Here is a 13,778-nt window from a genome sequence, read left to right on the forward strand (position 1 = left end):
CGGACCGGTCCACCGCCTGCGGGGAATGAGGCGGCAGTGTCCCCCAGCCCACTGGTTCCATCGCAGTGGGCCGACCCACGCAGCACCCATGGAAGCCCTTCCGAAACGGCCGGACGAGAGCGCACGGCCGGGCGCACGGCCACACACCAGGAGCACGCGTGAAACCCGTCGGACACCGCCTCCACGCTGTGCGAACACCACTCCCACGCTGCGCGGACGCCGCTCGCGGGAGCGCACGGACGGGGCATCGGCGGACACGGAACCGACCTTCGCGCGGCGCAGCTCGAGCCCTGGAGCACACGTCCTCCACAGCCCGCCTGTCGCGTCGCGCGACGCCCCCCGTACCGCCGCGCACGACGGCCGGCACCCGTTCCGCGCGCCCCGGCTCAGACCTCCGCACAGGCTCCGCGCCGGCTCCCGGGGCCGCCCCCGCGGGCACCCGCCGGGGCGGCCGGCGGCACTCCTCCCCGCGCCTCCGTCCGCGCCTCCGTCCGCACGGACAACAATCCCGCCATACGGACGTCTGCCCCTTAACGGTAGGGATGCGGCGAACTACGCTGGGTTCACTGAGGTTCTCGGCAGGAGGCATATTCCTCGGGGCTCCGCCACATGCGTGTGCGGCCGGAGTGCCGGGGTTCGTCCCTGGGGAGGACACGGTACGAATGCCGCGCGCCGCAACGGTGACGCGGCGGCCGTCTGTGTGTCGAGGGGTGACGCATGTCCAGGGAGCAACGAGGACCGAACGAGAAGCTCGGAACCGTTCTCGCCCTCGCGGGAATCAGCAACGCCGGACTCGCCCGGCGGGTCAACGACCTGGGGGCGCAGCGCGGTCTGACACTCCGGTACGACAAGACCTCGGTGGCCCGGTGGGTCTCCAAGGGCATGGTGCCGCAGGGGGCCGCGCCCCATCTCATCGCGGCGGCGATCGGCGCCAAGCTCGGCCGTCCGGTCCCGCTGCACGAGATCGGACTCGCGGACGCCGATCCGGCTCCGGAGGTCGGGCTGTCCTTCCCTCGCGACGTGGCCGAAGCGGTCCGTTCCGCGACCGAGCTGTACCGGCTGGATCTGGCCGGGCGCCGGGCGGGCAGTGGCGGGATCTGGCAGTCGCTCGCGGGTTCGTTCTCGGTGAGCGCGTACGCGACCCCCGCGTCCCGCTGGCTGATTTCCCCCGCCGACCCGTCGGTGGAGCGCGACGCGAACGCCGCCCGGGCGGCCGTTCTCGGCCCCCAGGGCGCAGAGGGCGCACACACCAATGCGGGGGCGCACGGCGCTGCGGGCGCGGCGGCCGGGGGCACCGACGCGGAAGCGACCGCCGAGCCCGCCACCACGTCCTCCACCGGACCGGCCACCGATGCGGCTGGTCCGGCCGGTTCTGCGGATCCGGCGGGTTCGGCGAGGGCTTCCGGGACGCGGCCGGCAGCCGGGGCACAGGCGGCGGGCCGCCCGGGTCTGGGAACCCTGGCTCCCGGAACCCCGCGCGCGACATCCATCCCCGCCCAGCCCGGCCCGCAGAACGCGTCCGCGTCCCGGACCGCGCCACCCGCCGCCTCCGCCAGGGCCGTCAGGAGCGACCGGGCCGCGAAAGGCACTCCGGTGCCGTCGGCCGGGCCCCGGCCCGACGGCGTCGGCACGAACGCGACCACGGTCACGGCCCCGGCCGCGCCCCCCGTCACCAGTGACATATCCCCCCTGCGGGTCGGCCACAGCGATGTCGCCAAGCTGCGCGAGGCGGCCCAGGACGCCCGCAGGTGGGACTCCAAGTACGGGGGCGGGGACTGGCGTTCCTCCATGGTTCCCGAGTGCTTACGGGTCGACGCGGCCCCCCTGCTCCTCGGTTCGTACAGCGACGAGGTGGGCCGGGCCCTCTTCGGCGCGGCGGCCGAGCTGACCCGGCTCGCCGGCTGGATGGCCTTCGACACCGGCCAGCAGGAAGCCGCGCAGCGCTACTACATCCAGGCGCTCAGACTCGCGCGGGCCGCGGCGGACGTCCCCCTCGGGGGATACGTCCTCGCGTCGATGTCGTTGCAGGCGACCTACCGCGGGTTCGCCGACGAGGGGGTCGATCTGGCCCAGGCGGCCGTCGAGCGCAACCGGGGACTCGCCACGGCCCGCACCATGAGCTTCTTCCGCCTGGTGGAGGCCCGCGCCCACGCGAAGGCGAACGACGCGCCGGCCGCAGGGGCCGCGCTGAAGGCCGCCGAGGGCTGGCTGGAGCGCTCCCGGGACGGCGACGCGGACCCGTCGTGGCTGGGCTTCTACTCGTACGACAGGTTCGCGGCCGACGCCGCGGAGTGCCACCTCGACCTGAAGGCGCCCCGGCAGGTGCGGCGCTTCACCGAGCAGGCGCTGTCCCGGCCCACCGAGGAATTCGTCCGCTCACACGGACTGCGGCTCGTGGTCTCGGCGGTGGCCGAGCTGGAGTCGGGGAACCTCGACGCCGCCTGCGCGGCCGGGACCCGCGCGGTGGAGGTGGCGGGCCGCATCTCCTCCGCCAGGACCACGGAGTACGTACGGGACCTGCTGCACCGGCTCGAACCGTACGGGCACGAGCCACGCGTGGCCGAGCTGCGCGAACGGGCCCGGCCGCTGCTGGTGGCACCTGCCTGACCGGCCCGCCGTCCCGGCCGTCACCCCGCCCGGCCGTCACCCCGCGTGCTCCGCACGTTCCGCATGACCGGGGTGGCGGCCGTGCGCGCGTGAGCGTGCGTGCCGCCTCCCCTGTGCCGCCTCCCCTGTGCCGCCTCCCCCGTACCGGCGCTCCCGGCCGACGTTGCTGGTCGGCGTTGCTGGTCGACACTGATTGAACAGGTGCTCGACGAAAGAATGAGCGACGAAAGTACGCGCCACGCTGGTCCCACTGGTTTGAGCGCGGTGTCAGTGGGTCAGTGCACTATCGGGGTGGGAGGTGGCGTGGTGATGACGCACGCGGCGTACGACTGCGACGTGCTGGTGGTCGGCGGCGGGATCGTCGGCCTGTCGACGGCGTACGCCCTCACACGCACCGCTCCCGGCACCCGGGTGACGGTGCTGGAGAAGGAGTCCGGCCCCGCCCGTCACCAGACCGGGCGCAACAGCGGCGTGATCCACAGCGGCATCTACTACCCTCCCGGCTCGCTCAAGGCCCGCTACGCGGTGCGCGGTGCCGCCGAGATGGTCGAGTTCTGCGCCGAGCACGGCATCGCGCACGCGGTGACCGGCAAGCTGATCGTCGCGACCGAGCGGTCCGAGCTGCCCCGGCTGCACGCGCTGGTCCAGCGCGGACGGCAGCACGGGCTCCCGGTGCGCGAGCTGGGGCCGGCCCAGATCACCGCGTACGAACCCGATGTGCGCGGGCTCGCCGCGATCCGCGTCGGGACGACCGGGGTGTGCGACTTCCCGGCGGTGGCGGCACGGTTCGCCACCGAGGTGGTCGCCGCGGGCGGCGTGATCCGTCACGGCTCGGAGGTCGTCTCGGTCGACCGGCGCCCCTGGGGCGTGGCGGTGCGCACGGCGGACGGCGCGGTGGTGCGGGCCCGGGTGCTGGTCAACTGCGCCGGGCTGCACTCCGACCGGGTGGCGCGGCTCGCGGGCGACGACCCGGGGATGCGGATCGTGCCGTTCCGGGGGGAGTACTACGAGCTGACGCGGCCGGAGCTGGTGCGCGGTCTGGTCTACCCGGTGCCCGACCCGGCGTTCCCGTTCCTCGGCGTGCACCTGACCCGCGGCCACGACGGCGGTGTGCACGTCGGTCCGAACGCGGTGCCGGCGCTGGCCCGCGAGGGATACGCGTGGCCCGTCGTGCGCCCCCGCGAGCTGGCGGACACGCTGACCTGGCCGGGCACCTGGCGGATCGCGCGCAGACACTGGCGGTACGGGGCGGGCGAGGTGCGCCGCTCGTTGTCGAAGCGCGCGTTCACGGCGGCGGTGCGACGACTGCTGCCCGATGTCACGGAGGCCGATCTGCGGCCCGCCCCGGCCGGGGTCAGGGCCCAGGCGGTGCTGCGCGACGGCTCCCTGGTGGACGACTTCCTGATCCGCGAGGCCCCGCACACCGTCCACGTGCTGAACGCCCCGTCGCCCGCCGCGACGGCCTCCCTGCCCATCGGGCGGGAGGTGGCACGCAGGGCGCTGCTCCAGGCACGGGAGACGGGGTGGAAGCCGCCCGCCGTAGAATCGGGTCATTGTGTCTGAGCCCTTGAACCCCTCCGCGAACCCTCCCGCAGACCTCACCGCGGGCCCCTCGGGGGCGCCCTCGTCCCCCGCCTCCGGGACCTCCGCCGAGGCCGCCTCCGGGACCTCCCCCGCCGAGGCCGCCCCCGCGACCCGTGTTTCCGGGACTCCCGCCGAGACCTCCCCCGGAGCCGCCCCGTCCGGGACCTCCGCCGGAACCGGCTCCGGGATCCCGGATGATCTGCGCGCCGCGTCCTTCGAACGGCAGCGCAGGCTGCGCCAGGAGCCGCGCTTCCCCGGCGGGCCCGCCGTCGACCCGGCCGGATCGCACCACGAGCGCCGCATCCGCAGCTTCCAGCCGCGCCGGAGCCGGGTCACTCCTGGTCAGGAGGACGCCCTGATGCGGCTCTGGCCCACGTGGGGCCTGGACATCGACGGGCAGCGGCTCCTCGACCTGCCCGAGCTGTTCGACGGGCTCCCGGTCGTGCTGGAGATCGGGTTCGGCATGGGCGAGGCCACTGCGCAGATGGCAGCGGACGACCCGGGGACGGGCATTCTCGCCGTCGACGTCCACACGCCCGGCCAGGGCAATCTGCTCGGCCTCGCGGAGCGGAACGGCCTGTCCAACATCCGTGTCGCCAACGGCGACGCGATCATCCTGCTGCGCGAGATGCTGAAGCCGGACTCGCTGGACGGGCTGCGGGTGTACTTCCCCGACCCGTGGCCCAAGAAGCGTCATCACAAGCGTCGGCTGATCCAGCCGGAATTCCTCGACCTGGTGGCCCAGCGGCTGAAGCCGGGCGCCCTGGTCCACTGCGCGACCGACTGGGAGCCGTACGCGGAGCAGATGCTGGAGGTGCTGACCGCGCACCCCCTCTTCGAGAACACTCTGCCGGAGGGCGGCTACGCGCCACGGCCTGCGTTCCGGCCACTGACCCGGTTCGAGGGCCAGGGACTCGACAAGGGCCACGTCGTCCACGACCTGCTCTTCACCCGCCGCTGATCCGTCGCCGAACCCGCCCGGAGCCCGTCACCGAACCTGCCCGGAGCCCGTCACCGAGCCCGTCGCCGAGCCCGCCGGAGAACCCGTCGCAGACGGCGCCTCCCCGGCGACTGCCGACGTCCGGCGACCGGCCGCCACCGGCCATTCCCCGTGGCCGGTGTCGGTGCCGCTCGTTAGGGTCGTGGGGTGGTATACGAAGGGTCTGTCCAGCAGCGGCAGCCGCATCCGGCCGTTCCGGTGCTCGAGGAGCAGCGGGTCGGCGAGATCCTGGCCGCCGTGCCGGAGCGACGGCACTGGCGGTACCGGCCGCGCCGCGTCGGCATGGTGTGGCGCAGCAGGACGTTCCGCGTCGCGGCCGTGTGCACGGTGCTCGCGGTGTGCGCTCTGGCGATCCTGGCCCTGGTCCGCGACCAGACGGGCACCGAGGGCTTCCTCGTGGGTCTCGGCCTCGCGGTGCTGCCCGTGCCGCTCCTGATGGCGGCGTTCCGCTGGCTGGACCGGGTCGACCCCGCGCCCTGGCGGAACCTGTTGTTCGCCCTGGCCTGGGGCGCTTTCGCGGCCGCCCTGATCGCGATCCTCGCGAACTCGTTCGCGACCCGTTGGATAGCCACGACCACCGCCGACCCGGCGAACGCGGACAACCTCGGTGCGACGGTCATAGCGCCGGTCGTCGAGGAGAGCGCCAAGGCCGCCGCGATCCTGCTGGTCTTCCTGTTCCGAAGACGCGAGTTCAGCGGAATCGTCGACGGCGTCGTGATCGCCGGTTTCACCGCGAGCGGTTTCGCGTTCACCGAGAACATCCTCTATCTGGGCAACGCCTTCGGGGAGGACCAGCAGGCCGGGGCCTCGGGCGTCGCCTCGATGACCGCCGCGACGTTCTTCGTACGGGCGGTGATGTCCCCGTTCGCGCACCCGCTCTTCACGATCCTGACGGGGACGGGCTTCGGTCTCGCCGCCGCCAGTGCCCGCAACCGGCGGCTGCGCCGCATCGCGCTGCCGCTGCTGGGGCTCGTCCTCGCCATGGGCATGCACGCGTTGTGGAACGGATCGGCCTCCTTCTTCGGGCCGCTCGCCTTCTACGCCGTGTACGCGGTGTTCATGGTTCCGCTCTTCGGCGTGCTGACCTGGCTGGTGATCTGGGCACGCCGACGCGAGCTGCGCGCACTCGCCGCAGAACTGCCCGGCTACGCGGCGGCCGGCTGGCTGACCCCCGCCGAACCGCTCGCCCTCGCCTCCATGCGGGCCCGCGGCCTGGCCCGCGACGCGGCCCGCCGACACCATTCCTTCGACGCCGGGGCCAGCTGGGGCAACCCGTACGGCCCAGGCCACGCACCGGGCCATGCACCGGGCACCGGAGCGGTCCATGGTCCGGGCCACGGAGCGGTGGCCCCGGTCGGCGCACCGGCCCAGGCCCTGCCCCCGGCACAGGCACAGGGCCGGGCACCCCGCAAGGAGCGCCGCAAGGCGCGGGCCCGGGGCAAGGCCGCCGCCCGTACCGTCGCCGAGTACGAGTCGTTCGCGATGTCGCTGGCCTCGCTCCGCCGCCAGGCCCGCCTCGGGACGGCGGGCCCCGACTTCGCGGCACGTGAACTGGAGCTGTTGCACCACCTCTGGCAGCGCAGGGACGTGGCCGCTCCCGCCCTCGCCTACGCCGCGCAGGCGGCGGGCCTCCTGCGCCCCTACCCCTACCCGTTCCCGCCCGCCCCGGCCGCGTACTGGCCGACGTCGGCCCCGGCCGCGTTCCCGCCGCCGCACCAGGCGTACGGCGGCTACAACCCGTATCAGCTGCCGCCCCGGTAGCTCCGGGCGCCACGGACGCGCGAACGCCCCGGGAGCGCGATGCTTCCGGGGCGTTCGTGGAGACGCTCAGTTCGGCGGAGCGACCGGAGCGCGGCCGGACCCGAGCACGATCCGCCGCCGGTGACGGAACAGTCCGCCACCCGGTCCGCCGGTCGGCCTGCCGCGGCTGCCGTGCCCGCCGGTGGCGCCCGTCAGGCGGAAGCCTCGGTGAGGTCGGCCAGCTCCCCCTCGGTCAGCCGGAGGTCGGCGACGGCCGTCAGGGCGGGCAACTGCTCGACCGTACGGGCCGAGGCGATCGGCGCGACGACGGTCGGCCGGGACGCGAGCCAGGCCAGCGCCACGGTCGCGATCTGTGCGTCATGGGCCTGGGCGACCCGGTCCAGGGCGGCGAGGACGTTCTGCCCGCGCTCCGACTCCAGGTACTTCCCCGCGCTCTGCGCACGCGCGCTCTCCACCGGGGCGCCCGGGCGGTACTTGCCCGTGAGGAATCCGGAGGCCAGGGCGAAGTACGGGACGGCGGCGAGCCCGGCCCGCGCGGCCGTGTCCTGGAGTGCGCCCTCGTAGGTGTCGCGGGAGACGAGGTTGTAGTGCGGCTGCAGGGCGACGTAACGGGCCAGCCCCTCGCGCTCGGAGAAGTCCAGGGACGCCCGGAGCCGCTCGGGGCTGATGTTGGACGCGGCGATCTCGCGCACCTTGCCGGCCTTCACCAGCTCGTCGAGGGTGGTGATGATCTCCTCGACCGGCACGGTCTCGTCGTCGAAGTGCGTGTAGTAGAGGTCGATGTGGTCCCTGCCGAGCCTGCGCAGCGACTCTTCCGCCGCCGCCTTGATGGTGGCGGCGGAGAGACCCTTGTACGAGGGGTGGGCACCGACCTTGGTGGCGACGACGACGTCGGACCGGCCGGGCCGGGACGCGAGCCACTTGCCGATGACGGTCTCCGACTCGCCGCCCTCGTTCCCCGGCACCCAGGCGGAGTAGGCGTCGGCGGTGTCGACGAAGTTGCCACCCGCCTCCGTGTAGGCGTCCAGCACGGCGAACGACTGCGCCTCGTCGGCCGTCCAGCCGAAGACATTGCCGCCGAGGGCGAGTGGGAACACCTGAAGATCGGAAGAGCCGAGTTGGCGAAGGGAAGTCATGAATCGATCAACGTGTTCCCGCCAAAACGGTATTCCGCGCATCCGCCGTTCGGCGGAGGGCTGTTCGGTGTGGTCCGCGCCGTCCGCCCGTGCATCGTTGTACGCGCGTGCATCGCCGACGCGGGTGCCTCAGATGTTGAGGCCCTTGCTCCGCAGCCAGCCCATCGGATCCACGCCCGTGCCGTCGGCGGTGTGGATCTCCAGGTGGAGGTGGGGACCCGTCACGTTGCCGGTCGCGCCGACCCGGCCGATGGTGTCCCCGGTGGAGACCTTCTGGCCGACCCCGACGCCGATCGAGGACTGGTGGCAGTACCAGATCTCCGTGCCGTCCTCCAGCTCCAGCACCGTGCGGTAGCCGTACGAGCCGGACCAGCCCGCCGACTTGATGGTGCCGCCGTGAACGGCCTTGACGGGGGTGCCCGTCGGCGCCGCGAAGTCGAGGCCGGTGTGGTGACCGGAGGACCACATCGTGCCGGCCTGGCCGTACGTCGAGGTGATCGTGTACGAGGTGGTCGGGACGGCGTAGCTGGCGGCGAGCTTGGCGAGCCGCAGGGCCTCGGCCTTCTTCTTCGCCTCCTCCTCCGCCTTCTTCTTCTCGGCGGCGGCCTTGGCCTCGGCGGCGTCCTGCTGCTTCTTGGCCTCGGCCGCGGCCTTCTCCGCCGCGGCCTTCTCCTGGGCCTCCCTGGCCTCCGCGTCGGCGGCGGCCTGCTGCTGCTCGGCCTGCTGGAGGATGCGGGCACGCAGCGCCTCGCCCGCGTCGGTCGTGCCCTGCTCGGCCTCGGCGGTGGTGATGCCCGCGGTGGTGAGCGGGGCGGTGGCGGGCGCGGCCCCGTCGTCCTCGGACTTGTCGGAGAGGAGGGCGCCCACGCCGGGAAGCGACTTGGCGTCGGGCAGGTTGTCCGCGATGGAGTCGGGAAGGGAGATGGACACCGGCGGCTTGCCCTGCGCGGTGGCCATGCCGCCCGCGCCGACCGCCGCGATGACGCCGACCCCGAGCACTGCGGAACTGCGGGCGAGTCCGTTGCGCTGCTTGGCGACCCGGTGCTTGCCGCGTACGGGGCGGACGGTCTCCTCGGTGGGGTTCCACTCGCCCCAGCCGCGCTCGTCGTCGACACCGAAGTCGGCGCCGGGCAGGGTCGCGGTGGCGGCCATCTCCGATCCGATTCCGTGGTCCATGCGATCCGCGGTGCCGGACACCGTCGTCATCCCGGCCGTTCCGTAGTCGGAGCCGTAGCCGGGGCCCGCACCGTAACCGGGGCCGAAGTCGGTGCCGAACTCGGAACCGTACGCGGAATCGAGCCGAGCGGGGGCCTCGGGGGCAGGCTTGTTGGACGCCACGGGGGCGCACTCCTTTCCTTCCTTCTCGCCTACCGGGTTAGCTGACGGGTTCGGAGCAGGAAGGTCTCCTACGGACACCGCGTCTCTCACGAGACCCGGATGTCCGATTCACCCCAGGGTGGTGGTTCCCCGGTTCCCTTTCGGGATTCGGCGCTCGCGCACGGTGCCGCCTCTGACGACGGCTGGGACGACCGCGCTGCGTTATCGAACGTTAATAGACACCGGGCCCTGATTCCAAGCCGTCCCCACTGATCGTTCACGTCTTTGGCCTGGACTTTACTGGACATCTCGGGGCGTATTTAGACGACTTGATCGGGTCTCAGTCAATACCTCGTCACTGACGTTGCGTCAAATGTTATGCGGAGCGGCGTCTTTCGATTACGTACGGTGGCACCGCGGTCCGCTCGGCCGCACCCGGCCGCCCGGACGGACGTCCGCGGCCTCACGGGCGCACCCGACCGAACCCCTCACGGCCTTCTTGCACACGCCCGGCGCCCGGACGCCCCGGCCCCTCTTGCACAGGCCCAGCCGCCCCGGACCGTCCGTCATGCCGGGTCCGGCCCCACGATCCGGACGGTCCTGCGCCGCTCCGGCTGCCCCTCCGCGGGGCGCACGACCGCGAGCAGGGCCATGTCATCGGTCGACTCGCCCCCCGTGTGCAGCCGTACGTCGTCGGTCAGCGCGGACAGCAGCTCCTCCGGCCCGGGAAAGATCCGCCCGCACAGCCGGGCCGCCGGATCGTAGAAGTCCCCCTGGGCGTTCCGCGCCTCGGAGAGGCCGTCCGTGTAGAGGAGCAGTGTCGCCCCCGGCCGCAGATCCCACTCGTCCGTCCGGTCGGGCCACACGCCCAGGTCCATCCCGAGCGGCAACGCGGGCATCGAGGGCGCCAGCACGTCCAGCGCCCCGTCCGGATACAGCAGGATCGGCTCGGGGTGGCCGCGGTTGACGATCCGGACCCGGGACAGGCCGGCCGGGATCTCGGCCAGCACGGCGGTGGTGAAGCCCTCGACGACATCGGGCCCGCCCCGGCGCGCCCTCCTCTCCCGCACCAGCGCCCGCTCCAGCCGACGCGCCACGCCCTCCAGCGAGCGCTCCTGTTCGGCCGCCTCCCGGAACGCCCCGATGACCACGGCGACCGTCTCCACGGCGTCGAGGCCCTTCCCCCGCACGTCACCGACCACCAGCCGCACCCCATACGGGGTGTCCGTCACCGCGAACAGGTCACCGCCGACGAACTCGTCGGCCTGCGCGGCCTCGTACCGCGCCGCCACATGGAGCCCACCGATCCGGTCGGACGGCTTCGGCAGCACCGCCCGCATGGCCCGCTCCGCGATGACCCGCGCGGAGGCCAGCTGCTCGTTGCTCCGCTGCACGACTCGGTTGATCACCACCGCGAGCACCGAGACGGTCGCCAGCGTGAGCAGCTCGATCAGCGGCACGGCCGCCGGCAGCGAGTCGGTGGCCAGCCGGAGCGCGACGACGGCCAGCATCGAGGCGATGCCGGTGCGCACGGTGTTGGACAACGAGAAGAACGGCGCGGCGATCAGCGGCGCCGCGACGAACAGCGGGATGGCGGTGAAGACCGGCGGGGTGAACAGGTCGAACAGCAGCCCGCCGACGATCATCAGGGTCGGCAGCATGCGCACGAACCGACGGGCACCGGCGCCGCCGGCAACCCCTCCGGCATGCCTGCCCCCGGCATGCCCGCCGCGCCGCTTCAGCCGCTTCCACACCTGTGGTCTCCTGCCCGGTACACGCACGGCTGCGGACGGTACCGCGCCCCGCCCCCAGGCTCACCGGAGCTCAGCCGCGCGGCGACTCCGCATCGCCCAACAGAGGTACGCGCGTGGCACACCTCACACGCCGCCCACTCACCTCGCGCCATCCAGCGGCGGCACGAAAAACCCCGGGCCCGGCACGCTGTACGCGCCGGGCCCGGGTCTTCAGTAGCGGGGACAGGATTTGAACCTGCGACCTCTGGGTTATGAGCCCAGCGAGCTACCGAGCTGCTCCACCCCGCGTCGGTGAACACAACTCTACGCCATGTCCGGCCGTGCTCGTGACCACCCGGAGGCGACGAGCGGAATCGAATGTGTGGTGATATGACTGTTTTACCCATCAATGGGTCGATGCGACGGGACAGCGGCGACCGGGAGCGACCGTGGACAACTACCCCTTGCTCAATCTCTTCTGGACCATGCTCTGGTTCTTCCTCTGGATCATGTGGCTCTTCCTGCTGTTCAAGGTCATCACGGACATCTTCCGCAGCGACGACCTGGGCGGCTGGGGCAAGGCCGGCTGGCTGATCGTGGCGCTGGTGCTGCCGTACATCGGCGTGCTGCTGTACGTGATCGTGCGTGGCAGGTCCATGGGCGGACGGGACATCGAGGCGGTACGGGAACGCGAGGCCGCCTTCAAGGCGTACGTACGCGAAGCCGCCGGGGGCGAGCCGAAGCACGGCAGCCATGTGGACGACCTGGCGAGACTCGCCGAACTGAGGGACCGGAACGCCCTTACGGAGGAGGAGTACCAGCAGGCGAAGACGAAACTCCTGGCCTGAGCCGAGGTGCCCCTGAACCGAGGCACCCACCCCGAACCGGGCCACCGCGGAATCGTGAGCCGAGAAGACGGAGAACCCGGAAGGTTGGGAGAACCCGGGAAGTTCGGAGACCGGGACGCCCACCGGACCGCGAGGCCGCGGCCCGGTGGGCGGGAGGTCCGGAAACGGCTTCAGCCCCGACCGGATGCACTCCGGACCGGGGCTGAGAGGGTAGGCCGTGTGGGACTCGAACCCACAACCAACGGATTAAAAGTCCGCTGCTCTGCCAATTGAGCTAACGGCCCTCGCCGAACCACCCCTGAGCATAGCCCGCCGCGGCCCGGCCGCCGATCGGGTATCGGCAGCCGGGCCCCGTCATGGCGGGATCGCCCCCGTCGTGGCGGGATCGAGGGGGCGGGACCGGGACGGGAAGGGGGCGGGTCGGAAGACGCCCTTGTACCCCTGCCGGCCCGTGGCGATCTCCGCACGCGAGCCGAAGGAGTCCTTGCCGTTGCCGTCGTTGCGGTTGGGGTTGCCGGAGGGGTCCCGCTCGACGAGGTCGGCCTTCCCGTCGCCGCTGATGTCCCCGACCCCGGCACGACGTACGAGGCGCCCCAAGCTGAGCAGTCCTGCGGTCCCGGCCGACCTCGACCTCGGCGCCGGATCCGGCCGGGCTGCCCGTCAGGGTCCGCACCGTGCGGCCGTGGGCGTCCTTCATCACGAAGGTCCGGGGCGCGGGCCTGCTGAGCTGCCAGGTGCTGTTCCACACCTGACTGCCATCGGTGCCCTTGGGGCCGAGGCTCCCGCCGGCCGGGCCGACTCGGTCGCCGTCGGCGGCTGCGGCGCGACTCCGCTACGTTCGACGCGGATGCCCTTGTCCGGACCGGCGTACGCGATGCCGCCACCGAACTTGTCCACGGCCCAGGTCGGCCTGCGCCGGCCGGTGGTGCCGTCGGCGGGCAGGTCCGCGATCTCCCGGGGCACCGAGGGCGTTCCGGTGCGGAGTCGGTGAGCACCAGCTTCTCGGTGGTCCGGTCGTGGCGGACGAGGTGGCCGTCGACGACGAGCGCGGCCGGGGCGGCGCTCCCGCGCCCGGTGGGGCGTCGCGGACAACTGCGTGCAGAAGCAAGGCGAGCCAGAGGGTCGGCCCTCGCCCGAATACCCGAAATGGCCAAAAACCCGCATGCCCAAAAACCCGGAAGGCGCGGGGCCATGAGGGCCCGAAGGGCTCGGAGACACGAAAAGCGCAGGTGGTCTGCGGCGTCGTCCCGCCGCCGAGGGATCGCGCGGAGCCCCCTCCCCGCCCCTCCGGCGGCGCCCCTTCTCCTGCCCAAGTCGCCGGATCCTGACAGCGATTGCACAGTGGGGGGAACCGAAATGAAAAGCGGGCCCGCTCGTGAAGAGCGGACCCGCCTTCCGGAGAACTCCGGTCGACGCGGCGGACCTTCAGCGGTCCGCCTCATCGTTCAACGCGTTCAGCGTGTTCAGCCGTTGCGCTTCCAGCGCGGCTTGTCGTCACGGCGGCCGAAGGAACCGGCGCCGCGGTGGTCGTCACGCCGACCGTACGGGCGGTCGCCGCCGGACCGGAAGCCGCCCGACGGACGGTCGTCGCGACGGTCCCGGTTGAACGGGCGGTCGCTGCCGCCCGAGCGGAAGCCGCCGGAGGGGCGGTCGTCGCGACGGTCGCGGCCGAACGACGGGCGGTCGTTGTCCCGGCGGTCGAAGGAAGGACGGTCGTTGTCACGACGCTCGAACGAGCGGCCACCGCGGTCGTCGCGACGGTCGTGGGAGCGGTAGCCGCCCGACGGACGGT

Annotated in this window: 9 protein-coding genes, 2 tRNA genes, 1 pseudogene and 1 riboswitch; of the genes and pseudogenes, 5 read left to right on the top strand and 7 right to left on the bottom strand. The window is 72.8% G+C overall.

All coding sequences use genetic code 11. The features are described 5' to 3' along the window. The first annotated feature begins 717 nt into the window (after window positions 1–717). The 4 genes from ACFYY6_RS17425 (at window position 718) to ACFYY6_RS17440 (ending at window position 6,952) form a co-directional block, all read left to right on the top strand. A complete protein-coding gene (locus ACFYY6_RS17425) occupies window positions 718–2,607 on the top strand; it encodes a sporulation protein (protein ID WP_351522585.1) in 1,890 nt (629 codons plus the stop codon). Between the two features lie 306 nt (window positions 2,608–2,913). Continuing rightward, window positions 2,914–4,170 carry an L-2-hydroxyglutarate oxidase gene (gene lhgO / locus ACFYY6_RS17430; RefSeq protein ID WP_351522601.1) on the top strand — a complete coding sequence of 419 codons (1,257 nt, stop codon included), beginning with the start codon at window positions 2,914–2,916 and terminating at the stop codon, window positions 4,168–4,170. Then, window positions 4,163–5,152 carry a tRNA (guanosine(46)-N7)-methyltransferase TrmB gene (gene trmB, locus ACFYY6_RS17435; RefSeq protein WP_351522587.1) on the top strand — a complete coding sequence of 330 codons (990 nt, stop codon included), beginning with the start codon at window positions 4,163–4,165 and terminating at the stop codon, window positions 5,150–5,152. Before lhgO ends, trmB begins: the two co-directional genes overlap by 8 nt. Window positions 5,153–5,389: 237 nt before the next feature. Continuing rightward, complete coding sequence (locus ACFYY6_RS17440; RefSeq protein ID WP_389194145.1) at window positions 5,390–6,952, top strand: PrsW family intramembrane metalloprotease; 1,563 nt, start codon at window positions 5,390–5,392, stop codon at window positions 6,950–6,952. A 191-nt stretch (window positions 6,953–7,143) separates the two neighbouring features. Here the strand turns inward: ACFYY6_RS17440 and ACFYY6_RS17445 are convergent, their stop codons facing one another. The 4 genes from ACFYY6_RS17445 to ACFYY6_RS17460 all read right to left on the bottom strand — a co-directional run bounded on the left by ACFYY6_RS17445 (window position 7,144) and on the right by ACFYY6_RS17460 (window position 11,447). Next, on the bottom strand, window positions 7,144–8,088 hold the full coding sequence (locus tag ACFYY6_RS17445) for an aldo/keto reductase (protein WP_351625973.1): 945 nt from the start codon (window positions 8,086–8,088) through the stop codon (window positions 7,144–7,146). Between the two features lie 129 nt (window positions 8,089–8,217). Next, the gene (locus tag ACFYY6_RS17450) at window positions 8,218–9,240 is read right to left on the bottom strand and encodes a M23 family metallopeptidase (RefSeq protein WP_351626259.1); all 1,023 of its coding nucleotides are present in this window, start codon (window positions 9,238–9,240) and stop codon (window positions 8,218–8,220) included. Window positions 9,241–9,437: 197 nt separating this feature from the next. Further along, a riboswitch (cyclic di-AMP (ydaO/yuaA leader) is annotated at window positions 9,438–9,589 on the bottom strand. 382 nt (window positions 9,590–9,971) lie between these two features. Then, entirely contained in the window at window positions 9,972–11,147 is a 1,176-nt protein-coding gene (locus ACFYY6_RS17455) for a PP2C family protein-serine/threonine phosphatase (RefSeq protein ID WP_386610142.1), read from the bottom strand. 226 nt (window positions 11,148–11,373) lie between these two features. Beyond that, a tRNA-Met gene (locus ACFYY6_RS17460) sits at window positions 11,374–11,447 on the bottom strand. A gap of 140 nt (window positions 11,448–11,587) precedes the next feature. Between ACFYY6_RS17460 and ACFYY6_RS17465 the strand changes: the two genes are divergently transcribed. Further along, window positions 11,588–11,986, top strand: a complete 399-nt coding sequence (locus tag ACFYY6_RS17465) for an SHOCT domain-containing protein (protein ID WP_351522592.1) — start codon at window positions 11,588–11,590, stop codon at window positions 11,984–11,986. 211 nt (window positions 11,987–12,197) lie between these two features. Here ACFYY6_RS17465 and ACFYY6_RS17470 read toward each other — a convergent pair. From ACFYY6_RS17470 to ACFYY6_RS17480, 3 genes and pseudogenes are all read right to left on the bottom strand, one after another. Beyond that, window positions 12,198–12,270, bottom strand: a tRNA-Lys gene (locus ACFYY6_RS17470). Window positions 12,271–12,340: 70 nt separating this feature from the next. Next, complete coding sequence (locus ACFYY6_RS17475) at window positions 12,341–12,583, bottom strand: hypothetical protein (protein WP_388651229.1); 243 nt, start codon at window positions 12,581–12,583, stop codon at window positions 12,341–12,343. Window positions 12,584–13,449: 866 nt separating this feature from the next. Beyond that, a pseudogene (locus ACFYY6_RS17480) lies at window positions 13,450–13,778 on the bottom strand (RNA helicase); the annotation flags it as partial.

Origin of the sequence: Streptomyces sp. NPDC001750 (genome assembly GCF_042892615.1) — a bacterium.
Classification (GTDB): Bacteria; Actinomycetota; Actinomycetes; order Streptomycetales; family Streptomycetaceae; genus Streptomyces.